This is a genomic window from Belnapia sp. F-4-1 (assembly GCF_000802185.1).
Lineage (GTDB): Bacteria > Pseudomonadota > Alphaproteobacteria > Acetobacterales > Acetobacteraceae > Belnapia.
The window spans coordinates 1545492-1570808 of record NZ_KN676113.1 but is presented as its reverse complement, the minus strand read 5'-3'; the positions used below and the strand labels follow the sequence as shown (position 1 = coordinate 1570808).

24 protein-coding genes are annotated in these 25317 nt (G+C 73.0%); 2 read left to right on the top strand and 22 right to left on the bottom strand.

The features are described from left to right. The 11 genes from LH62_RS29125 to LH62_RS07575 form a co-directional block, all read right to left on the bottom strand. Positions 1 to 754, bottom strand: a 754-nt coding sequence (locus LH62_RS29125) for a beta-ketoacyl synthase chain length factor (RefSeq protein ID WP_236552500.1), incomplete at its 3' end; no start/stop codon positions are given. Continuing rightward, entirely contained in the window at positions 751 to 1959 is a 1209-nt protein-coding gene (locus LH62_RS07615; RefSeq protein WP_043360342.1) for a beta-ketoacyl-ACP synthase, read from the bottom strand. The genes LH62_RS29125 and LH62_RS07615, both read right to left, overlap by 4 nt. Continuing rightward, a complete protein-coding gene (locus LH62_RS07610; protein WP_052213914.1) occupies positions 1952 to 4252 on the bottom strand; it encodes an MMPL family transporter in 2301 nt (766 codons plus the stop codon). Before LH62_RS07610 ends, LH62_RS07615 begins: the two co-directional genes overlap by 8 nt. After that, a complete protein-coding gene (locus LH62_RS07605; protein ID WP_144404415.1) occupies positions 4249 to 4809 on the bottom strand; it encodes a LolA-related protein in 561 nt (186 codons plus the stop codon). The genes LH62_RS07610 and LH62_RS07605 overlap by 4 nt, the downstream gene beginning before the upstream one ends. Next, a complete protein-coding gene (locus LH62_RS07600; RefSeq protein WP_043360338.1) occupies positions 4806 to 5717 on the bottom strand; it encodes a hypothetical protein in 912 nt (303 codons plus the stop codon). Before LH62_RS07600 ends, LH62_RS07605 begins: the two co-directional genes overlap by 4 nt. Continuing rightward, positions 5699 to 5980, bottom strand: coding sequence for a 3-hydroxyacyl-ACP dehydratase FabZ family protein (locus LH62_RS28155; protein WP_052213910.1), 282 nt, complete (start codon positions 5978 to 5980; stop codon positions 5699 to 5701). The genes LH62_RS07600 and LH62_RS28155 overlap by 19 nt, the downstream gene beginning before the upstream one ends. Then, the gene (locus tag LH62_RS07595) at positions 5977 to 7302 is read right to left on the bottom strand and encodes an AMP-binding protein (protein WP_160299795.1); all 1326 of its coding nucleotides are present in this window, start codon (positions 7300 to 7302) and stop codon (positions 5977 to 5979) included. Before LH62_RS07595 ends, LH62_RS28155 begins: the two co-directional genes overlap by 4 nt. Further along, entirely contained in the window at positions 7292 to 7747 is a 456-nt protein-coding gene (locus LH62_RS31055; RefSeq protein WP_052213903.1) for a hypothetical protein, read from the bottom strand. The genes LH62_RS07595 and LH62_RS31055 overlap by 11 nt, the downstream gene beginning before the upstream one ends. Positions 7748 to 7751: 4 nt before the next feature. After that, entirely contained in the window at positions 7752 to 8036 is a 285-nt protein-coding gene (locus LH62_RS07585) for a phosphopantetheine-binding protein (protein WP_052214948.1), read from the bottom strand. A gap of 151 nt (positions 8037 to 8187) precedes the next feature. Continuing rightward, complete coding sequence (locus tag LH62_RS28145; RefSeq protein WP_052213901.1) at positions 8188 to 8829, bottom strand: class I SAM-dependent methyltransferase; 642 nt, start codon at positions 8827 to 8829, stop codon at positions 8188 to 8190. Then, positions 8826 to 9587, bottom strand: coding sequence for a class I SAM-dependent methyltransferase (locus LH62_RS07575; RefSeq protein WP_043360336.1), 762 nt, complete (start codon positions 9585 to 9587; stop codon positions 8826 to 8828). Before LH62_RS07575 ends, LH62_RS28145 begins: the two co-directional genes overlap by 4 nt. A 141-nt stretch (positions 9588 to 9728) precedes the next feature. Between LH62_RS07575 and LH62_RS07570 the strand changes: the two genes are divergently transcribed. Further along, positions 9729 to 10517 carry a 1-acyl-sn-glycerol-3-phosphate acyltransferase gene (locus tag LH62_RS07570; protein WP_160299794.1) on the top strand — a complete coding sequence of 263 codons (789 nt, stop codon included), beginning with the start codon at positions 9729 to 9731 and terminating at the stop codon, positions 10515 to 10517. After that, positions 10517 to 11302, top strand: a complete 786-nt coding sequence (locus LH62_RS07565) for a glycosyltransferase family 2 protein (protein WP_043360333.1) — start codon at positions 10517 to 10519, stop codon at positions 11300 to 11302. The genes LH62_RS07570 and LH62_RS07565 overlap by 1 nt, the downstream gene beginning before the upstream one ends. On the opposite strand, the gene LH62_RS07560 is transcribed toward LH62_RS07565, so the two are convergent. The 11 genes from LH62_RS07560 to ileS form a co-directional block, all read right to left on the bottom strand. Then, the gene (locus LH62_RS07560) at positions 11190 to 12095 is read right to left on the bottom strand and encodes a polysaccharide deacetylase family protein (RefSeq protein WP_043360331.1); all 906 of its coding nucleotides are present in this window, start codon (positions 12093 to 12095) and stop codon (positions 11190 to 11192) included. The genes LH62_RS07565 and LH62_RS07560 overlap by 113 nt on opposite strands. A 62-nt stretch (positions 12096 to 12157) precedes the next feature. Further along, positions 12158 to 12658, bottom strand: a complete 501-nt coding sequence (locus LH62_RS07555; RefSeq protein WP_043360329.1) for a hypothetical protein — start codon at positions 12656 to 12658, stop codon at positions 12158 to 12160. 126 nt (positions 12659 to 12784) lie between these two features. After that, entirely contained in the window at positions 12785 to 14128 is a 1344-nt protein-coding gene (locus tag LH62_RS07550; RefSeq protein WP_144404414.1) for an NtaA/DmoA family FMN-dependent monooxygenase, read from the bottom strand. Positions 14129 to 14186: 58 nt separating this feature from the next. Beyond that, complete coding sequence (gene mutL / locus LH62_RS07545) at positions 14187 to 15983, bottom strand: DNA mismatch repair endonuclease MutL (RefSeq protein ID WP_043360327.1); 1797 nt, start codon at positions 15981 to 15983, stop codon at positions 14187 to 14189. Positions 15984 to 16076: 93 nt separating this feature from the next. Further along, positions 16077 to 16826 carry a metallophosphoesterase gene (locus tag LH62_RS07540; RefSeq protein ID WP_043360326.1) on the bottom strand — a complete coding sequence of 250 codons (750 nt, stop codon included), beginning with the start codon at positions 16824 to 16826 and terminating at the stop codon, positions 16077 to 16079. Position 16827: 1 nt separating this feature from the next. Continuing rightward, positions 16828 to 18462 (bottom strand): glucose-6-phosphate isomerase, encoded by a 1635-nt coding sequence (gene pgi / locus LH62_RS07535; protein WP_043360323.1) that lies wholly within the window; start codon positions 18460 to 18462, stop codon positions 16828 to 16830. 67 nt (positions 18463 to 18529) lie between these two features. Further along, positions 18530 to 19789 carry a pitrilysin family protein gene (locus LH62_RS07530; RefSeq protein ID WP_043360320.1) on the bottom strand — a complete coding sequence of 420 codons (1260 nt, stop codon included), beginning with the start codon at positions 19787 to 19789 and terminating at the stop codon, positions 18530 to 18532. Continuing rightward, a complete protein-coding gene (locus LH62_RS07525) occupies positions 19786 to 21177 on the bottom strand; it encodes a pitrilysin family protein (RefSeq protein WP_043360318.1) in 1392 nt (463 codons plus the stop codon). The genes LH62_RS07530 and LH62_RS07525 overlap by 4 nt, the downstream gene beginning before the upstream one ends. 119 nt (positions 21178 to 21296) lie before the next feature. After that, on the bottom strand, positions 21297 to 21881 hold the full coding sequence (locus tag LH62_RS07520; RefSeq protein ID WP_043360316.1) for a DUF3035 domain-containing protein: 585 nt from the start codon (positions 21879 to 21881) through the stop codon (positions 21297 to 21299). 2 nt (positions 21882 to 21883) lie between these two features. Further along, positions 21884 to 22375, bottom strand: a complete 492-nt coding sequence (gene lspA, locus LH62_RS07515) for a signal peptidase II (RefSeq protein ID WP_043360312.1) — start codon at positions 22373 to 22375, stop codon at positions 21884 to 21886. Further along, positions 22375 to 25167: an isoleucine--tRNA ligase gene (gene ileS / locus LH62_RS07510; protein WP_043360310.1), complete on the bottom strand. Its 2793-nt coding sequence runs from the start codon at positions 25165 to 25167 to the stop codon at positions 22375 to 22377. Before ileS ends, lspA begins: the two co-directional genes overlap by 1 nt. Between the last annotated feature and the right edge of the window lie 150 nt (positions 25168 to 25317).

Below are 25317 nucleotides of genomic sequence, written 5' to 3'. Positions count from 1 at the left end.
GGGCGGGGGGCGGGGCGCCCCGCCCCCCCCGCCGTGCCGCCAGCGCCCGCAGCAGCGGCAGGGCGCGGGCGGCGGGGTTGCCTTCGGCCAGGGCATCCAGCGCGTCCCCGGGCGGCGCGGCCGGCGTCGGCGCGGCGACATGGCGCAGCGTGATGCCGGCCAGCGTGCCTGCATCACGCTCCGGCCGCAGCACGAGGGCGGCGGCGAAGCCCGGCCCGGTCGGCCGCACCGCGGCGAGCGGCACCGGCAGCGGCAGGTCATAGGCGCAGAGCAGCACCGAGGCGCCCCGCGCCGCGACCGCCATCACCGCCGCCAGCAGCCCCGCGGCGAAGCTGCCGTCATGCCCGCCGAGGCTGACCGAAGGCGCCGTGGAGCCGACCGAGATATGCCAGTAGCCCGCCGCCGAATTGTGGACGGAGTTGTGGAACTGCGTCGGCGAGAGGGCGACCCCCGCTGGGTCGTGCAGCGCCTCCAATATGCCGCCGACCACCGCGCCATCGCCATTGCTGCTCGCGAAGACGGTCTCGAGCGCCGCCCGGTCCCCGATCCCCGCCGTCGCCTCCGCCGCAACGGCGAGGGCCAGCCGCACCGCCGGGCTGGTCCGGCGCCGCTCCGTCGGTGGCAGCAGGGCAGGGGGTGGCGGCACGACCTCGCACGCGCTCCAGGGCACGATGCCGGCCAGGGCGGCCTCGCTCGCCGCCCAGCCCGGCAGGCCGGCGCCGAGGACCGCGACCCCCGCGATCCAGCAATTCACGCGGCTCGGCCGATCAGCAGGCAGCAATTGCTGCCCCCGAAGCCGAAGGAGTTGCTGGCGACGCGCCGCACCGGCCGGGCCTCGTTGGCGATGGCGACGGCGCTGCGGAATTCCGGGTCCCGCTCGGCGACGCCGAGGCAGCCGGGCACCAGCCCGTCCTCCAGGCAGAGCATGGCGATGACCGCTTCCACCGCGCCGGAGGCGCCGAGCGCATGCCCCGTCCAGCCCTTGGTCGAGCTGCAGGGCACGCCATCCCCGAAAAGGTGGTGGACGGCGCGGTCCTCCATGGCGTCATTGGCGCGGGTGCCGGTTCCATGGAGGTTCACATAGTCGACCTCCCCCGGCGTCAACCCCGCCGCGTCGAGGGCTGCCCGCATGGCCCCGACGGCGCCGAGCCCCCCGGGATGCGGCGATGACATGTGGTGCCCGTCGCTGCTCGCCCCGGCGCCGAGCAGCAGCGGCGCGCCGGGCGGGGCATGCTCCGGCCGGGTCAGCAGGACGAGTCCGGCCGCCTCGCCGATGGAGATGCCGTCGCGGTCGGCGGCGCAGGGCCGCGTAGGCCGCCCGCGGCTGAGCAGTTCGAGCGAGGCGAAGCCGTGCAGCGTCAGCCGGCAAAGGCTATCGACGCCCCCCGCCACCACCGCATCGGCAAGGCCCGAGGCGATCAGCGAGGCTGCCTCCAGCATCGACCGCGCGCCGGAGGTGCAGGCGGTGGAGACGGCGAAAGCCGGGCCGCGCAGGCCGAGCCGCGCCCGCACATAGGCTGGCAGGCTCTGCAGGTCATGCGAGCCGGCGTAGTCGAAGCTGGCCGGAAGGGCGCCCGCGCCGTCGCGCCGGCGATAGGCCTGCTCCGTCTCCTCGATCCCCGCCGTGCTGGTGCCGAGGACGACGGCGACGCGCTCAGGCCCATGCCGCGCCACGGCGGCGGCGACCGCCTCCGCGAAGCCATCGCTGCCGAGCGCCATCTCCGCCAAGCGGTTGTTGCGGCAGCTGAAGCGGGCGAGGCCGGGCGGCAGCTCCACCGCCTCCACCCCCGGCACCTGGCCGACCCAGATATTCTCCGGCCCGCCGGGGAATTCACTTGGCCGCAGCCCGCCCTCCCGCGCGTGCAGCGCCTGGCGCAGCGGCGCGACGCCAGCGCCGAGGGCGGTGACGGCGGTAGCGGCCGCGAGGCTCAGCGGCCAAAGGCGGGAGCGGTCAGGCATGGGGAAGGGGCCTCGGAGCCATGGCGCAGGCGAGGAGGAAGGCGCTCGCCACGCCGAGCGAGACCGTCAGCCCAATCCCGTGCAGCACCGGCGTTCCACAGAAGGCGAGCAGCCCGAAAGTGAGCAGGGTGGAGACGGCGCAGTTCAAGATCGCTCCCATTGTGTCGTCGGTCGCGTCACCGGCGAGGAAAAGAGAATAGTCAATCGCCAGCCCCGCGAGCAACAGCAGGGAGGCGAGGTGGAACAGCGTCAGCGCCTCGCCGAGCAGGGTGAGGGCGGCGAGGGTGACGAGCAGCGCCCCGCCGATCGGCCCGGCGACCCGCAGCGCCCGCCCCGGCGAGCGGAGGCCGAGCGCAAGCAGGCCGAGCACCAGCACGCCTCCGGCCAATGCCCAGAGCAGGGTCGCGCGGCCATAGGCATCGAGCAGCCCCTCCGTCTCTGCCTTGACGTCGATGAAGAGGATGCGCGGGTCGCCGAGGCGCTGCGCCACCGCGGCCAGCGCCGCCGTGTCCCGCGCCCCCTCGGCGAGGGCGACGCCCACCATTGCCTCGCCCCGGCGGGAAAGCAGGGGGGAGAGGCGGGCGGCGAGGGTCGGCGCCCCGGCGGCGAGGCCGGCGGCGTCAAGCGGTGGCAGGACGCGGCTCTCGCCAAGGGCGGCGAGAAAGGGGGCGAAGGCGGTCGGGCGGAAGGGCAGGCCCGTCATCGCCTCGCGGAGCGCCGCTTCCGCCGCTTCGGGCGTAGGCAGTGCGGCCTGCCGGGCACGCTGCGTCGCCTCGGCGGGCAGGTAGCGGCTGGGAAGGTCGATGCCCTTGAGCGCGGTGCCGAGCAGCGGCGCCAATGCCTCGCCCAGCCGCTCCGAAGCGGCCAGCACGTCGCCCTCCGTGCCGGGCCCGAGGGCGAAGAGCACCCGCACATCCGGCGCGCCGAGCTGGCGGCGCAGCGTGGCATCCAGCGCCTGGGCCTCGCGCGGCACCGGGCTGAGCGCCGAAAGATCGCGCTGCCAGGCCGGGCCGCCGAGCGCCGCCAGCAGTAGCCCCGCGCCGACCGCCACCCCAGCGGCAAGCCGCCTCCGCCCCCGTAGCGCGCCGAGCACTGCGCGGACCGGCCAGGGCAGCGGCCGCGCCGCGATCCGCGCCCCGGGCAGCAGCCAGGGCAGCACCCAGCGCGTCGTGGCGGCCGCCGCCAGCAGCCCCGTCCCGGCGAAGACGCCGAGCTGGACGAGGCCGGGGAAGCCGGAGCCGAGCATCGCCGCCAGCCCCGTCGCGGCCGCGGCAGCGGCGAGGCGGAGCGTCGGCCAGATGCGCCGCGCGGCCGCCGCCAGCCCTTCCTCCGGCCGGCGCAAGCTCGCCAGCAGAATTGGATAGTCGACGGTGACGCCGAGCATCGTCATGCCGAAGCCAAGCGCGATGCCCTGCACCTTGCCGTCGAAGGCCAGTGCCGTCATTGCGAAGCCGGCGACGGTCCCCGCCGCCAGTGGCACCGCGACCAGGCCGAGCAGCATCAGCGAGCGGTAGCGCCAGAGCAGGAAGGTCGCGAGCAACCCGCCCGAGGCCAGGGTGATGAGCCGCACATCGGCCCGGATCGACGCCGCTGCCTCGCTGGCGAAGACGCCCGGCCCGCTCAGCAGCAGCCGCGCCGGGCCTGGCTTCGCCGCATCGAAGGCGGCGCGGAAGGCGGCGACGGCCTGGCCCTGGGCTTCCGCATCCAGCCCCGCCCCGCCGCGGGCGCGGGCGATCAGCAGGGCCCGTGGCGGCCCCTCGGCGGCAAACCAGGCGCCATCCCGCACCTCCAGCCGGCTTTCGGCCAGGAAAGCACGGGCCAAGCCGAGGAAGGCTCCGGTCGGGTCGGCGAAGCCGAAGCGCGCCAGCAGCGGCGAGGCGGCACTACGCAACCCTTCCAGCAGCGCCTCCAGCTTCGGCCGCAGCGCGGCGGCGGTGAAGGCCTCGGGCCGCGTTTCTGGCGAGAGCAGGTAGCGGTAGCGGAAGAGCAGCGCCTGCTCCGCCTCGTTGAGCGTCACCGTCCCGTCGCCGACGAAGTCGAACAGGCCGGAGGCGCGCAGCCCCGCCGCTGTTTCCCGTGAAACCCTCGCAAGCTCCGCCGGCTCGGCGCCCTCGATCCCGGCAAGCAGCAGGGTAGTGGCTGCGCCGCTCTGCAATTCGCGGAACAGGAAGGCGCTGGCCGGGCTGCGGCCGGCAGGCAGGGACTCGGCGAGGTCGGCCCTGACGCCGACCAGCGCCCCAAGTCCCCCGCCCAGCGCCGCCAGCAGCAGCAGCGCCGTAAGGAGGCGCCTCACGGGCCGATCTGCATGCGCGTCACGCCGCCGCCGCCCTCGGTCTCGATGCTCCGCACCTGCGGGCCGCGGCCGCTGACGGTGATGCGCTGCACCGCCGCCCGCAGCCGGAGGGAAAGCGGGCTGAGCACCATCCGCCAGGGAGTCTCCACCCCTTCCGGGGTGAAGCCGATCTCGTAATAGCGATGCAGCGCGGCCAGGTCGCCGGCCAGCGTGCCGCGCACCGCCTCGACCAGCGCCCGCATCTCCGGCTGCTCCTCCAGGCCGAATTCGCGGCGGATGCCCCGGTCGGGCCGCTCGTAGAGCAGCCGCCCGCCCTCGACCCGCAACACCTCGTCGATGGGGGAGGTGGTATGCTTCTCCAGCCGGTCCGGCGCCTGCCAGCGCAGCGTTCCCTCGCTCGGCAGCGGCAGGTCGAGTTCGGGGATGGCCTTATCCTCGGTGAAGCGCGCCTCGGAACGCGGCTGGGCGGCGAAGCCCTGCATCAGCCGCGCGAGCGCCGGGTCCTCCGCCCGCGCTGGCGTCGCGAGCGCGAGGAGCAGCAGCAAGGCCCATCTCACCGCCCACGCTCCTGCCAGAAATCGTAGAAGTTGAACCAGTTGTACGGATGCCGCCGGCAGACCGCCTCGACCCTCGCTGCGAAACGGCGGACGCGCTCCTCGACCAGCGCCTGCCGCCCGGCACGGCCGGGCGGCGTGGCATCGGCGAAGGGCTCGAACCGCACCTCGTAGTGCCGCGGCCCGCGCCAGAGGCCGAAGGCGAGCATCACCGGTGCGCCGAGCACGGCAGCCAGCACATGCGGCCCGGTCGGCAAGGGCGCCTCCTGCCCGAGGAAGGAGACGGGCTGCATCCGCTCGCCGCGCGGCGCCCGGTCGGCCAGCAACCCGACCAGCCCGCCGCGTTCCAGCACCTCGCGTGCGCGCAGCATCGCATCGGTGGTGCCGAGGGGGATCACGACCTCCTGCCGCTTCGCTCCGCCGAGCGCGTCGAACACGGCCTTCAGCCGCGCCGCATTCGCCTCATGCATGAGCACGGCGACCTCGACCGGGCTGCCGGCATCGGCGACAGCCCGCAGCGCCTCGAAGCTGCCCATATGCGCCCCGAGCAGCAGGCAGCCGTGGCCCTCGGCGATGCGCGCCTTCAACGCGTCGAGTCCATGGACATCGATGCGGTAGCGTCCGGTGCGCCCCGTCACCAGGAAGGCGCGGTCGAGGATGGTGGAAGCGAAGGCGAAATAGAGCCGGAAGACATCGCCGAACCCTGCCTTGCGCCCCAGCGCCCGGCCGAGGAAGCGCCGCGCCACCCGCCGCTGCCGGGGCGAGAAGAGCATGAAGTAGAAGGCGATGGGGTAGAGCAGCGCATGGCCCGGCCACCAGCCGATGGTGTGCACCAGCCAGACCATGAAGCGGGCGAGGCGCACGCTGCCCCGCTCCGGCGCATCGACCCATTCTAGGGCGCCGGTGCGCATGCCAGCTCCCCGGACAGCACCGTCCTGCCGCCGCTCACGCAGGTGAAGCCGACCCGTCCGCCGACGCGCGGGACGAGGCTGATCTCGACCGCATCTCCTGGCAGGACCGGGGCGGTGAACTTCGCCCGCAGCAGATGCGCCTGGCCGAGCCCCGCCGCCTGCAGCACCGCATCGAGCAGCACGACGCCGGGCAGGATCGGCCGGCCGGGGAAGTGCCCGGCGAAGGCCGGATGGTCCGCTGGCGCCTCGAAGCGGGTGGTCACGGCGCCGCCATGGCCAGGCGCAGCCCGTCCAGCGCCGCGCGGGTCAGCTTGCCGAGGCCGTTGCGGGGCAGGGCGGGCACCAGCACCAGCGGCCGGGGCAGGAAGACCGGCTCCAGCCGCAGCCGGAGCGCGGCCAGGATCTCCTCCGTGGTGCGTCCCGGCGCCACCGCATAGGCGCTGAGCCGAGCGGCCGGGTTGCGCTCGATATCTTCCGGCGCGACGAAGACGCCGTCCTCGACGCCCGCTACCTCCGCCAGCACGCGGTTGAGCTCGGCCAGCGAGGCCCGCCGGCCGCCGAGCTTCACGAGGTCAGCCCGCCGCCCGAGCAGGCGGAAGCGGCCGCCCGGCGCCGGCTCCACCGCATCGGTGAGCGGCACGGCACCGAGGCCGGGCACATGGACGTCGCCTTGCCCCATGCGGATGCCGGAATAGGGCAGCCAGTCCGGCTCCAGCGCGGTGCGGCGGCTGGCCATGGAGCCGGCCTCGCTGGCGCCGTAGATCTCGAGCATCGGCGCGCCCCAGTCGCGCTCCACCGCCTCGGCCATGTTCATGGCCAGGGGGGCGGTGGCCGAGATGACGGCGGCGAGCGTCGCCGGCCGGCGATGCTCGGCCAGCAGGGCGCGGAGGTGCAGCGGCGTCGTCACCAGCAGCCGGCGCTCCGGCAGAGCATCCAGCGCATCCAGCACGTCGGATGGGAAGAAGGCTTCCCCCGCGTGGCAGGCGAGCGCGGCCTGCAAAGGCAGCATGATGGTGGTCTCGAAGCCGTACATGTGCTGCGGCGGCACGGTCGCCAGCACGCTGCTCGCGGCTCCGTCGCCGGGGCGGAGGGCGAAGCGCTCGGCGGCGGCCAGCGCCGCGGCGACCAGCGCGTCCCAGGGCTTGAGATGCGCCGTCGGCTGGCCGGTGGAGCCGGAGGTGAAGGCGATGGCGGCCAGTTGCCGGGCGGGCAGCATCGGCGCCGGCCCCGTCCACTCCTCCGCTGTGTCGTCCTCGACGAGCACCAGCGGCAGCCCTGAGGCGACCGGCTTGTCCGTCAGCAGATAGGCCCCTGGATAGGCCTCGGCCAATGCCCTCAACCGGTGCGGCGAGGCATCGGCATTGAGCAACGTCGGATGCCCCCGCATCAGCGCGGCGACGAAGCCGAGCAGCATGCGGTAGCGGTCGGCGCAGAGATTGATCGCATGCCCCGTCGCCGGCAGCCGCGCGGCCAGCGCCCGCGCTTCGCCGAGCAGGCGGCCGACCGTCATCGGCCCAGCCGGACGGTAGCAGATCACCTCTGCCGTCCCGCGGTTGACGAGCGGCAGAGCCGCCTCAGGCCGCATGGCGGACCAGCCCATGCGCGAGCCCGATCGCCCGCAGTGTCCGCAGCGGCGTCGCCCGGCCGAGTTGCGGGAAGCGCCGGTTGCGCAGCCCATGCTCGCCGAGGAAGAACAGCGCGCAGACCAGCAACTCGGCGAGGGCGAGCGGCGTGTCGTTCCGTTCCATGGCGGCGAGGGCGGCATGGGCCAGGGCGAAGCCGCCCAGCAGCAGCGCCCAGGCCAGCGTCAGCGCCCGCGTATAGCTGCCCTCCGGCGGCCCAGCCCAGTCGAAGCGGCTGTAACGGGCGATCAGCGGCTCCCGCCCCGGCAGCAGCGTCAGGCCGAAGCGCAGCGCGACGGCCGCATTGCCGAGCGCCGCCGCCACCGGGTTGCCCATGAGCAGCACTGCCAGGACGACCGAGGCGGCGGCCAGCAGCAGCAACCGGAGGAGGCTGCGTCCGCGCGGCATGCGCTCAGCGCGTCCGGTGCTTTTCGATATGCGCCGTGAGGCTCCGCAGGGAGGCGAAGATGCGGTGGTTGCGCTCGTCGTCGGAACGGAGCTTCACGTCATAGGCCTTGGAAACGGCCAGCGCCATCTCCAACGCGTCGATGGAGTCGAGGCCGAGCCCCTCGTTGAAGAGCGGCGCCTCCGGCTCGATCGCCTCGGGCGCGACCTCGAGCGACAGCGCGCTGACGATCAGCCGCGCCACATCGAGCTCCTGCGGGGTGAGGCCGGAGGCAATGGCAGTCGGGGTCATGGTGCCGTCAGGCATGGAGCCGTGAAACCTTGCTGGTGCGCTGGTGTTAACGGGCGTTGCTCAATCTCACACTCGATATCAGACGGTTACCCGCCGAGGCAAGGAAGTGGGCGACACAGTTCGCGGAACATCCGACACGAAACCGTCTGCCTCACCGTTCCGCCGCCAGCAGCACGTTCGGCAGGGGCGTCCCTTCCCAGCAGGGTGTGACGGAGACGGCGAAGCCCGCCGCCCGGAAGGGTGCCGCCAGCACCTCCATCGGCAGCGGGGCGATGGCGTTGCCGTCGCCCCGGACGAGGCGCCCGGCCCGCTCCATCGCGAGGCCAAGGATGCTGCGCCAGCCGCGGGCCGGGTCGAAGGCACGGATCAGCACCTGCCGCCGCGCCCGCGCCGCCACCGCCGCCAGTACCGGCCGCTGCGCCTCGGCGGGGAGCTGGTAGAGCACGTCGATCAGCAGCGCCGTATCGCAATCCGGCACGCTGTCCGCAGTGAGGTCAGCTGTCGTGAAGCGGGCCGGCAGCCCCGCCGCCGCCGCTTGGGCTTCGGTGATCTTGCGCGCATCGCGGTCGAGGCCGATCACCTCCCGCGCCCGCCCCGCCATCAGCAGGGCGAGGCCGAGTTGCCCCCGGCCGCAGCCGAGATCGGCCACCACCCCGAAAGGCTTGGCCGCCGCCCGCTCCAGCACCGCCCGGCTCACCGGATCGGTGCGCAATTTGCCGCCGACATAGCCGCGGGCGAAGCGCGAGGCGCCGGCGTAGAGCCCCGCCACCTCCCGCGCCAGCGCGGCGCTCATGCCGGACGCTCGGCCATATAGGCGCGGAACAGGCCGAGCTGCGTTTCGCAGCGCGCGCCCTCGAGTCCGGCCGTCCGCAGCGCCTGGAGGATGGTCGCGGGCGGCACGCAGGCATCGATGGTGTCCCAGTAATACTGCATCATCAGCCCGGCCCGCGCCCCGCCTCCGGTCAGGCGGCTGAGCGCCGGCACCACCCGGCCGAGATAGAAGCGCGCCGCCCGGTAGGCGAGCGGCCCCTCCGGCCGGCCGATCTCGAGTAGCAGGAGCCTGCCCCCCGGCCGCAGCACGCGGCGGTATTCGGCGAAGGCCGTGACGAGGTCCGGCACATGCCGCAGCGCATAGCCCATGCTGAGGAAGTCGAAGCTGCCATCGGCGAAGGGCAGCGCCTCCGCCCGGCCGCGGATGAGTGAAATGGCGAGGTTCTGCCGCGCCTCGGCCAGCATCCCGGCGCTGAGGTCGATGCCCGTCACCGCCTCCGGCCGGCCGAGGATGCGCACCCCCTCCCGCGCCACGAGCCCGGTGCCGATGGCGACATCCAGCATCCGCTGCCCCGGCCGCAACCCGGCCTGCCACAGCGCCCGCCGCCGGTACCAGGCTCCGGAGCCGAGGGAGAAGGCGGTGTTGATCTGGTCGTAGGAGCCCGCCGCCTGGTCGAACAATTGCCGGACGAAGCCGTCACGCGCCTCGGCGTTCTGGTAATATTCCGTTAAAGTCGGATGCGGTACGGGCCGGGCCTCGTCCGCCAGGGCACCTGGCATGCTAGTCTCCGCCGGCGGTCGAACCGCAGCCTGCAACCCCTGTTTTCCTGTCACGGCCTGTCCCTTGTCACAGCTTGGCCGGCTCCTGGACGTTAAGCATCACGATAAACTATATTACGCGAGCAGGGAGGCATGGAAAAGATGCAGCCGACGAGTCTGCGGCAGCCGCGCGCAAGCCTCTCCGCACTTGATTGGATCGCCGCGGCCTATTACCCGGTCGCCTTCTATTTCTGCTTGCTGATGTTCGGCCTCGGTTGCTTCTTCTGGAGTGTGCCGGCGGGGCTTCTCTACCGAATCTTGCCGCGGCGTTCCGGCGAGGCCTTCGGCCAGTTCATGATCATGTTCGGCTTCCGGTGGTTCATCGGGTTGATGCGGCTGACCGGCGTGCTGCGGGTCGATTTCCGCGAATTCGACCGGCTGGCGCGGGAGCGGGCTATCGTCATCGCCCCGAACCACCCGACCATGCTGGATGCGGTGCTGCTCACCTCCCGCCTGCCGCGCGTCGTCTGCATCACCAAGGCCGCGCTGTGGGACAATGTCTTCTACGGCGGTAGCGTGCGGCTCGCGGCCTATATCCGCAACGACGCGCCGCTGCCGATGATCCGCCGCGCCGCTCAGGCCATCCGCGACGGGGCGCAGTTGCTGATCTTCCCCGAGGGCTCGCGCACCGCCCGGCCGCCGGTCGATGCCTTCCACCGCAGCTTCGCCGTCATGGCCCGCGCCGCCGGGGCACCGGTGCAGAGCGTGCTGATCGAGGCGGACAGCCCCTATCTCCGCAAGGGCTGGCCGCTCTTCCGCCGGCCGCAGCTGCCGCTGGTCTATCGCATCCGACTCGGCCGCCGCTTCGAGGTGGGGGAGGACCCGCAGGGCTTCGTCACCGGGCTCGAGGCCTATTTCCGCGAGGAAGTGCCGGGGCAGGCCCCGCGTTGATGGCGGCGGAGACGCGGCTGGTTCTGATCCCCAGCTACAATACCGGGCCGCGCGTGCTGCAGACCGTGCGCGAGGCCCGCGCCGCCTGGACCCCGGTTTGGGTCGTCGTCGACGGCAGCACGGACGGCACCGATGCCCTGCTGCTGGAGGAGGCGGCCCGCGACCCGGGCCTCGAGGTGATGGTCCTGCCGAGCAATGCCGGCAAGGGCATGGCCGTGCTGCACGGCCTCCGGGAGGCGGCGCGGCGCGGCTTCACCCATGCGCTGACCATGGATGCCGATGGCCAGCACCCGGCCGACCGTATCGGTGCCATGATGGAGGCGTCCCGCGCCGCGCCGGAGGCGATGATTCTCGGCCGCCCGGTCTTCGGGCCGGAGGCACCTTCGCTCCGCGTGCAAGGGCGGCGCATTTCCAACTGGCTCGCCAATGTGCAAACGCTCGGGGGCGGCATCGGCGACTGCCTCTTCGGCTTCCGCCTCTATCCGGTGGCGCCGCTGGTCGCGGTGATGGAGCGGCATCGCTGGATGCGCCGCTTCGACTTCGACCCGGAGGCCGCCGTACGTCTCTGCTGGCGCGGCCTGCCGGTGGTGAACCTGCCGGTGCCCTGCCGCTACCTGTCGAAGGAGGAGGGCGGCGTCTCGCATTTCCACTATGCGCGGGACAACCTGCTGCTCACCTGGATGCATACGCGGCTGGTGCTCGGGATGCTGCCGCGCCTGCCGGCCCTGCTGTGGCGGAGGCGTCGCACAGCGCCTCCTCCGCTGGCGGCAGCGCGACGGCGCTGAGCCCGGCGGCCGCGATCCGGCCCAGCAGCACCGGCAGCACGTCCAGCACCACGGCCCGGCCCGCATAGCCCCAGGCCGAGCGCCCGTCATGCAGCAGCAGCACGTCGCCCGGCCCGAGGCCGCGGCTCAGCCGGGCCAGCACCCGCCCGGGATGCGGCGAGACCGTGTCATAGCCACGCCGCGTCCAGGCGACGAGCGAGAGGCCAGCGAGCGACAACACCGGGTCGAGCAACGGGCTGCGCAGCCCCGCCGGCGGGCGGAAGAGGCGCGGCGCCTGGCCGCAGGCATCGCCGATGGCGGCCTGCGCCGTCTCGATCTCGCGCAGCATCGCGCCCGGGCCGAAGGCGGCGAAGCCGAGGGGATGGCGATGGGTATGGTTCTCCACGCCATGGCCGCGCCGTAGCATCTCGCGCAGCAGGGCCGGGTGCCGCGCCGCCCGCTCGCCGATGACGAAGAAGCTGGCCTTGGCACCCCAGGCATCGAGCAGGTCGAGGACCTGCGGCGTCACCTCAGGGTCCGGCCCGTCATCGAAGGTGAGGGCGATGCGCGGCTCCGCCCCGCCGAGCCGCGTCAGCACCGGCCCGAGCAGGCGGCAGCGCGGATGCATGCAGCCGGCCAAGGCCAGATGGTTGGCACCAAGGGCCGAGAGCGCCTCCTGCCAACAGCCCGGCTCCGCGGCCATGGCGAGCAGCCCGCCGGCATGCAGCCCGAGCGAGGCGCGGATCGCGGGGCTCGGCGACCAAGCGAGCAGGCCACGCCACCGGCCCGCCGCGGCGAGAGAGGCGGGCGGCATCACCGGAACCTCTCCCACGGATGCCGCCCGCGCTCAAGCAGCGACGTTTCGGACCCGAAGATTTACTGTGCCGAGGCGATGATCTGCCGGGCGGCCTCCGCCTGCCGCTCCGAGGCGGCCATCTGGCCACGATGCAGGGCGGCACGGGCCTGGTCGAGCGGCTTCATCGCACCCTCCGGCACCGCCTCGCCCGCCGCCTTGCCGTTCAGCAGCGCCATCTCCGCCCGCTCCAGGATGAGCTCGGCCTGCTGCCTGTCACGCGCACGGATGCGGGCCTCCGCTTCTTGGATCAGCGAATCCGCATCATGCAGCACGTTCATGCGGGTCGGGACGGGGGCCGGTGTTGGCGGGGCGACGGGCGGCGCCGGCGCGGCGGCGGTCCGCGGCGCGGCCCGGTTCATGAAGGGCCGCATCTCCGGGTTCTCGTGCATTGGCCGCTCGAAGGTCGCCGTATGTCGGTTGATGCCCGGGATGTCGCTGTCAGCCGCAAAGGCCTTGCTGCCGGGCAGCATGGCGGCGAGCAGGGCCGCCGCGCCGACCGAGGCCATGGATGCGAAACGCATGGTCGCTCTCCCTGTTGCTGGTGAGGCGCCTGGCGCCCGCCAGGAGCTTGCGACTGCCCGGATGGAGGGGTCCTCCACGCCGGGTGACGCATTGGTCAGGCAGGGACACGCTGTCGCGACCGCGCCTCAGGCCTCCGCCAGCATGTCCGCCAGCGTCTCTCCGTCATACCGGGTGCGGAAGCGGCCGCGCCGCTGCAGCTCCGGCACCAGCAGGTCGACGATGCCGATGAGGTCGAGCGGCATCGAGACCGTGTGCCCGAGCATGAAGCCGCCGCGTTCCCCCGTCGCCTCGAAGGCCTCCTCCAGCCGGTCGGCGATCTGCCGTGGCGAGCCGGCGAGGGTGGTGTCGTAGGCCGTCGCCTCGCGCCGCCCATGCTCGAAGAACTCGCGCCGCGTGATCTCCGTGTCGCCGCCGATCTCGGCTGCAAGCTCGTGGATGAAGCCGACCGGCGAGGCCTGGCCGGCGACGATCTCCGCATGCAGCGCGCGGAGGGTGAAGCGCTCCGGCAAGGTCGAGAAGTCGTAGCCCGAATTGTAGGAAAGGTAGGCGCCCACCGCCTCGTCCGGGATGGCGGCCAGCATCGCATCCCGCCGCGCCAGCGCCTCCCGCTCCGTCTCGGCGATGACCATCGGCGTCTGCCAGAGGATGCCGACCGTCTCCGGGTCGCGGCCCTCCGCCCGCAGCGCCTCGTCGAGTGCCCGGCGCTGCTTCACCTGCAGGTCGAGCGCCATGTCGGCGCCGAAGACATGGTCGGCGACGCGGGCCGAGGCGCGCACCCCGCGCGGCGAGCCGCCGGCCTGGATCAGCACCGGCCGGCCCTGCGGCGAGGGCGGCGTGTTCAGCGGCCCGTCTACCTTGAAGAAGCGCCCCTCATGGTGGACGTCATGGATCTTGCGCGGGTCGCCAACCCGGCCGGTGGCGCGGTCCCAGAGCATCGCGTCCGGCTCGGCGCTGGCCCAGAGTGCCTTGCAGACGGCGACGAACTCCTCCATCCGCGCATAGCGCGCCTCGTGGTCCACCAGCCCGTCATGGCCGAAATTGCGGAAGTCCGAGCGCCGCGTGGAGGCGACGAGGTTCATCGCGATCCGCCCGCCGGTGACGTGGTCGAGCGTGTTCATCAGCCGCGCGATGTAATACGGGTGCATGAAGCTCGACGAATAGGTCAGGCCGAAGCCGATATGCCGCGTCACGCGGGACATCGCGACGGCGATCGGCTGGATGTCCTGCCGCGGCCAGTTGATCCCCCATTCGATGGCGGCGTCGCGCGAGCCGCGCCAGGTATCCGGCACGCCGGTGCCGTCGCCGGAGAAGAGCAGGTCGAGCAGCCCGCGCTCGGCGATGCGGGCCATCTCCTCGAACATGGCGATGTCGGGGAAGGTACGGTCCGGCCAGGAGCCCGGCATGCGCCAGCGCCCGCCCATATGCGAGTAAGAGAAGTCGAACCCGAGATGCATGCGGCGCCTGGCCATGCGCGTGTCCCCTGGCGATGGTGCCCGGCGGCTTCTTCCCTGTGCGCAGCTTACGGCATCAACGCCGGCCGAACAGCCGCTCCAGATCGGCATTGCCGAGACGGAGGAAGGTCGGCCGGCCATGCGAGCAGGTGGCGGCCCGCGGCGTCGCCTCCATCTGGCGCAGCAGCGCGTCCATCTCCGGCGGGGTAAGCCGCCGCCCGGCCCGCACGGAGCCATGGCAGGCGAGCCGCGCGACGGCGGCATCCAGCTTGCGGTCGAGCGCCGTCGCCTCGTCATAGGCGGCCAGCTCCTCGGCGAGGTCGCGCAGCAGCGGCCCGGGATCGGCCGGGCCGAGCAGGGCAGGGAGCGCGCGGACCAGCACCGCGCCGGGTCCGAAGCCCTCGATCTCGAGGCCGAGCCGCCCGAGATCGACGGCGAAGCCGAGCAGCCGCGCCGCATCCGCGGGCGGCAGGTCGACCACCGAGGGCAGCAGCAGCGGCTGCGCCCGCACCCCGCCCTCGATGAGCTGCGCCCGCAGCGCCTCATGCGTCAGCCGCTCATGTGCCGCATGCTGGTCGACCAGCACGAGCGCCCCATCCGGCGCCTCGGCGAGGATGTAGGTCTCCATGATCTGCGCCAGCGCGCGCCCGAGCGGATGCTCCGCCGGTGCCGGCTCGGGCGCCGGGGCAGGCGGCCGCGGCGGGGCGAAGCCGAGCGGCAGGGCGGGCGCCGGAACGGGCACCAGCTCCCGCGGCGGCGGCGTCAGGGCGAGCTGCATCTCGGCGAGGCCGATCCGGTCCGGCAGCGGCGCCGGCTCCGGGCGCCGCCACCCGCTAGACCAGCCGGTGCGCGGCGCATAGGCGGTCAGCGCCGGGGCCGGCGCCGCCACCCCGGCGCCTGCCGAAAGCGACCGCCGCAGCGCCCCGATCAGCAACCCGCGCACCCCAGCCTCGTCGCGGAAGCGCAACTCGGTCTTCATCGGATGGACATTCACGTCGACCGCCTCATGCGGCAGGTCGAGGAAGAGCGCCGCCACCGGATGCCGCCCCGCCGCCACCAGGTCACGATAGGCCACCCGCAGCGCCGTCCGCAGCAGCTGGTCCCGCACCGGGCGGCGGTTGACGACGAGGTGCTGCTCCATCCCCGTCGCCCGCGTATAGGCCGGCTGGGCGGCCAGGCCGGAGAGGGCAAGGCCGCCTCCCTCCGCCGCCACCGGCAAGCTTGCCCCGGCGAAATCCACCCCGAGCAGGTCGGCGATGCGCGCATCCCGCTCGGCGGGGGTGAGGGCCAGCACCTCCCGTCCATCCTGCGTCACCCGGAAGCCCACCTCCGGCCAAGCGAGCGCCAGGCGCCGCACCGCCTCCACCGCCTGGTCGGCCTCGGTGCGGGTGGATTTCAGGAATTTCCGCCGGGCCGGGACGGCGTAGAACAGGTCCCGCACCTCGATCCGCGTGCCCGGCGCGCCGGAAGCCGGCACCACCGCGCCCTTCCGCCCGCCCTCGACAGTCAGCGCATGGGCATCCCCACCCTGCGGCCGGGTGGTGATGGAGAGCCGCGCCACCGCACCGATCGAAGGCAGCGCCTCGCCACGGAAACCAAGCGTGGCTATGCGGAACAGCATCGCCTCCTCCGGCAGCTTGGAGGTGGCATGCCGCTCGACAGCGAGGCCGAGATCTTCCGGCCCCATCCCATGCCCGTCATCCTCGACGACGACGCGCTCGATCCCGCCGCCCTCGAGCGTGACGGCGATGCGGCGCGCCCTGGCATCGAGGGCATTCTCCACCAGCTCCTTCACCACGGCGGCCGGCCGCTCCACCACCTCGCCGGCGGCGATGCGGTTGGCGGTGGTCTCGGAGAGGAGGCGGATGGGCATCAGCGGGGGCTCGGCATGGGCGCGATCATGGGTGCGAAGCGAACCTCCACCCCGAAAGATAAGGCGCCGCCGCACCGCCCGCCAGGGCAGGCCTCAGGGATAGTCGAGCTGCCCCGTCGCCAGCGCCCGCGCCCAATCCGCCCGTCCCGCAGCGCGGGCATCCGCCGCCGCGGCGTCCCAGTCGTAGGGGATGGCGTGGAATTCGGCGCTCCACCCGGCCGGCCCGCGCTCCACCACCGCATAGCGCGCATGCGGCGTGCCGGCGAAGACGACATGCGGATGCGGCTCGGCATCCCAATAGCCCGGCTGGCCGACGCTGCCCGGATTGACCACCACCCGCCCATCCGGCAGTCGCGCCATCCGCGCCAGATGCGAGTGGCCGCAGAGGACCAGTTCCGCCCCCGGCGTCGCCCCGATGCGCCCGGCGGCCTCCGCCGCCGTCGCCGGTCGCAGGTGATGCGGCCCGGCCACCACCTCCAGCGCATAGGTCAGGTCGTCCGCGGGCGTGCCGTGGCAGGCGAGCACTCTCTCCGCCAGATGCAGCACCGCCGGCAAGGCGCCGAGCCAGCCCCGATGCGCCGCCGTCAGCCGCGCGGCGCTGAAGGCATCGGAGGGGATCATCGCCTCCACCGGCCGGTCGAGCAGCTGCCGGTCATGGTTGCCGCGCACCGTCGGCCAGCCGAGCGCCATCAGCCGGTCCGCCACTTCCGCCGGCTGCAACGGCCCGGAAAGGCAGTCGCCGAGATTGACCACGAGATCGGCCCCGCGCCGCGGCAGGTCCGCCAGCACCGCCTCCAGCGCGCGAAGGTTGCCGTGGATGTCGGCGAAGACGGCAATCCGCATCTCAGCCCGGCCGGAGCGCCGCCAGCAGGCCGAGGGTCGAGCCGTCCTGTCCCTCGGCAGTGCCGCCCTCCAGCGCCTTCAGGATCGGCCCGGTGAGTTGCTTGCCGAGTTCCACGCCCCACTGGTCGAAGGCGTTGATGTCCCAGAGGATGCCGAGCGAGGCGACCTTGTGCTCGTAGAGCGCCACCACCTGCCCGAGGGTGAAGGCGTCGAGCTGCGGCAGCATCAGGGTCGCGGTCGGCCGGTCGCCGGGGAAGACGCGGTGCGGCACCAGCCGCTCGATCTCCGCCGGGTCGGTGCCCGCGGCTGCCATCTCGGCCCGCACCTCCGCCTCGGTCTTGCCCCGCATCAGCGCCGCCGACTGCGCCAGGCCATTGGCCAGCAGCTTCCGGTGGCTGTCGGGATGCGCATGGTCCGGCCGCTTCACCAGGATGATATCGGCCGGCACCGGCCGCGTGCCTTGATGGATCAGCTGCATGAAGCTGTGCTGCGCATTGGTCCCCGGCTCGCCGAAGACCACCGCCCCCGTATCGTGCCCGACCGGCTTGCCCGCCAGCGTCACCCGCTTGCCGAGGCTCTCCATCTCCACCTGCTGGAGATGTGCCGGCAGGCGGGCCAGGCGCTCGTCATAGGGGAGCACCGCCCGTGTCGCATAGCCGAGGCCGTTGATGTGCCAAAGCTCGGTCAGCGCCAGCAGCACCGGGAGATTGGCTTCAAGCGGCGCCGAGAGGAAATGCGCATCCATCGCTCGCGCCCCGGCGAGCAGCCGCTCGAAGGCCTCCCAGCCGAGCGCGAGCGCCAATGACAGGCCGATCGACGACCAGAGCGAGAAGCGCCCGCCCACCCAGTCGCGGAAGGGAAAGACCCGGTCCGCGGCGATGCCGAATCCCTCGGTCGCCTTGAGGTTGGTGGACAGCGCCGCCAAATGCCCGCCGACCGCCGCCTCGCCGACCCCTTCGGCCAGCCAGGCGCGCACCAGCGCGGCATTGGTCATCGTCTCCTGGGTGGTGAAGGTCTTGCTGGCCACCAGTACCAGCGTCCGCCGCGGGTCGAGCCGGGGGCGGATTTCCTCCCAGGCATGGGCATCGACATTGCCGAGATAGTGCGGCCGCAGCGGCGAGGCCGGCGTCCACAGCGCCCGCGCCACCATAGCTGGGCCGAGATCGGAGCCGCCGATGCCGATGTTCAGGACGTCGGTGAAGCGTTCGCCCGTCGCCCCGCGCAGCTGGCCCTCGGTCACGGCCTGGGCGAAGTCCCGCATCCGCCCGAGTACGCCCGCCACCTCGGCCGAGGCATCCTCCGCCCCGGCGCGGAAGCCGCCCTCGCCGCGCAGCGCCATGTGCAGCACGGCCCGCCGCTCGGTGACGTTGACCGCCTCGCCCCGCGCCATGGCGTCCCGCCGGCCGGGCAGGTCGGCGGCGCGGGCGAGGCCGAGCAGCGCCGTCCGCACCGCATCGCTCACGGAGGTCTTGGACAGGTCGAGCAGCAGCCCGTCGGCGGCATGAGAGAAGCGGCGGAACCGCTCGGGGTCGGCGGCGAAGAGCGGGCGGATGGAGGCGGGGGCGCTGCCATCCGGACGTGGCGTCCGGGCCAGGGCCATCACCGCCGCCCAGGCCGCCGCCAGTTCCTGCGCCATGCGCCTTCCTCCGTTCCGACCGCTCTGGCTTAACGCAAAGCGGCCGGGCGGGGAAATCGTCGCCGGCTCACAACCCCGCCGGCTGCCCCGCCACCACGACCGAGAGCCCATCCGGCGCCAGCACCCGTGCCGCCACCCGGGCCAGCCGCTCCTGCGTCAGCGCCCGGAGCCGCGCCGGGCGGCCGGCGAGCCAGTCGGTCGGCCGGCCGTTCTGCCGCAGCATCAGCAGCGTCTCCGCCACCCGCCGGCTGTCGGTGAATTGCAGCGGCATGGAGCCGGTGAGGAAGGCGACGGCATCGGCCAGTTCCGTCTCGGTCGGCCCCTCGGCAGCCATGCGGGCCCATTCCTCCCGCGTCACCGCGAGCGTCTCGGCCACGCGCGCATTCTCCGTCGCCACCGAGCCGATGACGACGCCATGCCGGAACAGCAGGTCGAGCCCGGCGCCGATGCCATAGGAGAGGCCGCGCTGCTCCCGCACCGACTGCATCAGGCGGGAGGAGAAGCCACCCCCGGCCAGGATGCGCAGCACAACCTGCGCCGCCTCCCAGTCTGGATCGGACGAGGGCAGCCCGTCCTGGCCGAAAATCACCGCCGATTGCGGCGAGGCCACGGGCAGCACCTGCTGCCCGAAAGCGCGAAAGGCCGGCAGCGGCGCCATAGGTTGCGGCGCCCCGCCCGGCAGCCCGCCGAACAGCGCCGGCAGCAGCGCCTGCAACTCGGCCGGGGTGATGGCGCCGCTCGCCGTCACCAGGAGCCCCTCGCGGTGGACTTGCCGGGCGAGCGCCGCCCGCAGCGCCTCCACAGGCAGGCCTGCCAGGCTCTCCGCCGTGCCGCCGCTCGGCCGCCCGGCCGAATGCCCGGGATAGGCATTCGCCCAGAAGGCCCGCACCGCCTGGCCACGCGGCGTTTCCAGCGCGCGACGGGCGGCGGCGATGGAGCGCGCCCGCACCCGCTCCACCGCATCCGCATCGAGCCGCGGCTCCTGCATGGCGAGGCGGGCGAGGCGCACCGCCTCCGGCAGGGCCGTGGTGAGCGCCCGGAAGCCGCCCTCGAAACTGTCCCGGTCGGCGGAGAAGTTGAGGCTGATCGCCTGGTCGCGCAGCGCATCGCCGAACTCGATGGCCCGCAGCGAACCCGCCCCCTCGGTCAGCAGGGCGGCCGCGAGCGCCGCCGTCCCTTCCTGCCCCGCCGGGTCGAGCGCCGCCCCGCCGGCCCAGGACCAGGCGACGGAGACCACCGGCACCGACTGGTCCTCGACCAGCCAGGCGGAGATGCCATCCGCCTCGACCACCTGAATGGGGAGCGAAAACCCCTGCTCGCCGGTCATGCCGGCGCTCCCGGCAGCAGCCAGCCCGTGGTGCCGGCCGGCTGGCCAAGCACCGCCCGCGCCGCGGCCGTCACCTGGTCCCGCGTCACCGCCTTCAGGTAGCGCGGCCAGAATTCCACCAGCTCCAGCGGCAGGCCGATCGCCAGCACGCCGCCCAGCATCCGCGGCGCGGCGCCGATGCCGTCGAGCGACAGCACCGCCCCCGCCGTCAGCTGGCGGATGGAGCGGATGACCTCCGCCTCGCTCGGCCCGTCCTGCAGCAGCGCGGCGAGGGCGGCATCCACCGCCGCCTCCAGCCGCTCCGGCGCCACATCCTGCCGCGCCGTGGCCGAGACGCTGAAGCTGCCCGGCCCCACCGTCTCGCTGTCATAGGAGGCGCTGGCGCTGGTCGCGAGCCCGGTCTCGACGAGCGCCTTGTGCAACCGGCTGCCGGAGCCGCTGCCGAGCAGATGCGCCAGGACCTCGAGCGGCCAGGCATGGCGCGTCTCGCCCCAGGTGAGGCTCGGCGCCATGGCGCTGCGCATGAAGCTCGCCTCGCGCACCGCCGGGTCGTGCTGGACGAAGCGCGGCTCGGCCGCGGCCGGCACCGGCTCCGCCCGCTGGCGGGCCGTGAAGGGCCGGGCCGGCACCACGCCGTAGAATTCCTCGGCGAGCTTCCGCACCTCGGCCTCCCGCGCATCGCCGGTGACGACGAGCACGGCGTTGGCGGGGGCGTAGCGCTGCTCGTGGAAGCCGCGGAGATCCCCAAGCGTGATGGCGCGGATCTCATCCTCCCAGCCGATCAGCGGGCGGCCGTGCCAGTGCTGCGGCCCCCACATGGCAGCCTCGAACCCTTCCCAGAAGCGGCCGCGCGGGTTGCTGCTGGTGCGCTGGTTGCGCTCCTCAAGGATCACCGCCCGCTCCGGCTCCAGCGTCGCCTCGGGCAGCAGCGGATAGGCGAAGCGGTCCGCCTCCATCCGCATGACCAGCGGGAGGCGCGAGGCCTCGACCGTCTGGTAGTAGGCGGTGACGTCGCGCGAGGTGAAGGCATTGTCCTGCCCGCCCTCCCGCGCCACGGCCAGCGACAGCGCGCCCGGTGCCACGTTGCGGCTGCCCTTGAACATCATGTGCTCGAGGAAATGCGCGGTGCCGGACCGGCCCGCCGGGTCCTCCCCCGCGCCCGCGCCATAGAAGAGGTAGTGCGAGACGACCGGCACCCGCCGGCTCTCGGCGAGCACCACGCGCAGCCCGTTCGCCATGGTCCAGCTCACCGCGCCGAAGAGCGGGCGCTCGGCGATCTGTTCGGTCGGCGGGGCGATGGCCGGCTGGGCGAGGGCGGGCGGAGCGGCGGTGGCCACCGGCAGGGCAGCGGCGGAGCGGAGGGCGGTACGGCGTGTCACGCTGGGCATGCCTCCAATGTGGGGATGCCGGTGGCGTTCCGCCAGCATCGCACGAGGCCCATGGGGGCAGGGAGGCCGATCATGACGGCTCGGCCCCTAGTGTCCAAGCCGTGGGGGCCAAGCCGTGTTCAGAAGATGCTCTCGAACAGCGCCGTGACCGGGTTGCTGCTGCGGGTGCGCTGGATCACCGGCGTCTCGCCATCCGTCACCTCGCGGCCGAGCGCCGCGTTCTCGCGCAGCCGCTGCGCCTCGCGCCGCGGGTCGAGCGCGGTGCCGGCCGGCTCCGGCCCGCGCCAGAACATCAGCCGGTCCACCAGCGTGCGCTGCGGCTGGTCGAGCTTCAGGCTCTCCTCGTCCACCCGGCGGCGGATGCCGTCGCCGACCGGGCGGCCGGCCTGGCTCAGCAGCGCGCTCTCGGCGGTGCTCGGGGCGCTGGCGGCGGCCGGGCCACTGAGCACCGCGCCCGGCACCAGCGTCGCCTCCGCCGCCTGGCGGGTCGAGACCTCCTGCGGCCGGTCGGCGCCGGGGCGGGGCGCCGGCAGCGGGCCGCCGAGCGAGGGCGGCATGGAGAGCGGCGCCCGGGTCGTTACCTGGAATTCATCCGGCGCGTCGCGGGTCAGGCCGAAGGTGCGCGCGGTGTCGCCGCCGCAGCCGGCGAGGGCGGTGGCGAGCAGAATGGACAGGGCCATAGCCTGGCCCGCGGGGCGGCGCATCCTCATGCCGCCTCCTTACTCGCCGGCGGCTTGCGGAACAAGGCATCCGCGAGGAGGACGAAAACCCCGCATACGATCCCGGCATCGGCGATGTTGAACACGTACCAGTGCCAGCCCCAGCCATGCGCATCAACGAAATCGACCACCGCGCCGAAGCGCAGCCGGTCGATGACATTGCCGACCGCGCCGCCGACCACCGCACCCAGCGCGGTTGCAACCGCGCGGTTCTCCGCCCGCGCCATCCAGCGCAGCAGGAAGGCGGCGATGACGGCGGCGAGGACGGCGAGGATGATGTGGTTCAGCGGCCCCTCGCCCGAAAGCAGGCCGAAGGTGACGCCGCGGTTCCAGACCATGGTGAGGTCGAGGCCGAGCGGCCCCGCCTCGACCAGCGGCAGCGTGCGGCGGTTGGGGAGGTCCAGCACCTCCAGCACCCACCACTTGCTGAGCTGATCGGCGGCGAGCAGCAGCGCCGCCATGAGGAGGCCGATGCGCATCACTGGCCCGCCACCACGGCCTCGCAGCGGCGGCAGAGGGTGGGGTGGGCGGCGGACTGGCCGACCTCCTCCAGCACGCGCCAGCAACGGTCGCACTTGGCGCCGGGAGCCTTGGTGGCGGTGAAGCCTTCGGCCGGCACCTGCTCGACGCGGGAGACGATCAGGATTTCCTCCCAGAAGCCGGTATCGAAGCCGGCTGCTTCCGGCACCGCGACGCTGGCCTGCAAGGAGGAGCCGATCTCGCCGGAGCGCCGCAGCTCCTCCAGCAGCCCGGTTGCCTCGGCGCGGCGGGCGCGCAGCGCGGCCCAGCGCTCCGCCAGCGCCTCGTCCCGCCATTCGCCGGGCAGCACCGGGAAGTCGTGCAGGTGGATGCTGTCATCATCGTCGGGGAAGCGGGCGAGCCAAGCCTCCTCCGCGGTGAAGACCAGCACCGGCGCCAGCCAGGCGCAGAGGCAGCGATGCAGCACGTCGAGCACCGTGCGCGCGCTGCGCCGCCGGTGGCTGTCCGCGGCATCGCAGTAGAGGCTATCCTTGCGGATGTCGAAGTAGAAGGCCGAGAGATCGGTCGAGCAGAAGGCGTGGATCTCGGGATAGACGCCGGTCCAGTCGTAGTCCTTCGCCGCCTTGCGGAGCTTCGCATCCAGCTCGGTGAGGCGGTGCAGCACCCAGCGCTCCAGCTCCGGCAGCTCGGCATGGGGGACGCGCTCGGCCTCGTCGAAGCCGGCGAGGTTGCCGAGCAGCCAGCGCAGCGTGTTGCGCAGCCGCCGGTAGAGCTCCGCCTGCTGCTTCAGGATCTCCTTGCCGATGCGGAGGTCCTCGGCGGTGTCCGAGTTCATAACCCAGAGGCGCAGGATGTCGGCGCCGTATTGCTGCATCACCTCCTGCGGGGCGGTGACGTTGCCGAGCGACTTCGACATCTTCCTACCCGACTCGTCGAGCACGAAGCCATGCGTCAGCACCGCCTTGAAGGGCGCGACGCCATTGGTGCCGACGCTCTCCAGCAGCGAGGAGTGGAACCAGCCGCGATGCTGGTCGGAGCCCTCCAGGTAGAGATCGGCCGGGAAGGGCATGCCGCGGTCGCGCAGCACGAAGGCATGGGTCGAGCCGCTCTCGAACCACACATCGACGATGTCCATCACCTGCTCGTACTCGGCCGGGTCGCGCCCCGGCCCGAGGAAGCGCGCGGCCGCGCCCGGCTGGTACCAGGCATCGGCGCCCTCGGTGCGGAAGGCGTCCACGATGCGGTCCATCACCGCCGGGTCGCGCAGCGGCTGGCCGGTGCGGCGGTCGACGAAGACCGCGATGGGCACGCCCCAGGCGCGCTGGCGGCTGATGCACCAGTCCGGCCGCGCCGCGACCATGCTGCCGATGCGGTTGCGCCCCTGATCGGGGACGAATTGCGTAGCATCGATCGCGGCCAGCGCCTTCTCGCGGATGGCGTTGGCATCGTCCATGGCGATGAACCATTGCGGCGTCGCCCGGAAGATCACCGGCTTCTTCGACCGCCAGCTATGCGGGTAGCTGTGCGTGAGCTTGCCCTTGGCGACCAGCGTGCCGGCGGCCTCGCAGGCGGCGTAGACGGCATCATGCGCCTTGAAGACATGCAGGCCGGTGAAGCCCGGCGCCTGCAAGGTGAAGGTGCCGTCGTCGTTGACCGTCTCCGGCACCGGCAGGCCGTTCTCGCGGCCGAGGTTGAAGTCGTCCTCGCCATGACTCGGCGCGATATGGACGAAGCCGGTGCCCGCCTCGGTGGTGACGAAGTCGCCCGGCAGCAGCGGCACGTCGAAGTCGTAGCCGGCACCCCGCAGCGGATGCGCGGCGACGGCGCCCTTCAGCTCCTCGCCCTTGAGGACGCGCACCACCGTATGAGCGCCGAGCTTCGCATCCTTCTCGAATTGCGGCAGCAGCGGCAGCGCGACCAGCAGCCGCTCGCCGGGGACGAGGTAGCTGCCCTCGGCGACGCCCTCGACATGCACCAGCGCGTAGTCGATCTCGGCGCCATAGGCGACGGCGCGGTTGCCGGGGATGGTCCAGGGCGTCGTCGTCCAGATGACAACGCTGGCGCCGGCCAGGTCCTCGGCGCCGGCCTTCACCAGGCGGAAGCGCGCCCAGAGCGTCGGCGAGACATGGTCGTGATACTCGATCTCCGCCTCGGCCAGCGCCGTCTTCTCGACCGGGCTCCACATCACGGGGCGCAGCCCGCGATAGAGCGAGCCATTCATCAGGAATTTGCCGATCTCGCCGACGATGGTGGCTTCCGAGGGGAAGTCCATCGTCGCATAGCGCCCGGCCCAGTCGCCGAAGACGCCGAGGCGCTTGAACTCCTCGCGCTGCACGTCGAGCCAGCGCGTGGCATAGGCGCGGCACTCGGCGCGGAATTCGAGGACCGGCACGTCGTCCTTCTTGCGGCCGCCCTGGTACTTGCCCTTGGGGTCGCGGTACTCCTCCTCGACCTTCCACTCGATCGGCAGGCCGTGGCAGTCCCAGCCGGGGACGTAGTCGGCATCGTGCCCCGCCATCTGGGCGGCGCGGTTGATGACGTCCTTCAGGATCTTGTTCAGCGCGTGGCCGATATGCAGCGGGCCGTTCGCGTAGGGCGGGCCGTCATGCAGGATGAAGGACGGCCGGTCCTTCGACTGCTCGCGCAGGCGGGACCAGAGGCCGAGCCCCTCCCAGCGCTTCAGCCAGTCCGGCTCGCGCTTCGGCAGGTCGCCCTTCATGGGGAAGGCGGTCTGCGGCAGGAAGACGGTGCCGCGGTAGTCTCGGGGCGCGGGGGCTTCGGTGTCGTTCATCGGGCGGTCTCCGGCCGCCGGCGGCGCGGCGGCGGGTCAGCGGTGGCGGGTGCGCGGCGGTCCCGGCCCTCAGGGAAGGGCCGGGCGGCTAATTCGCGGATGGGCCACCGGGGGATGCATGAGGGGCTTATGGGGATCGGAGGGCCAGGG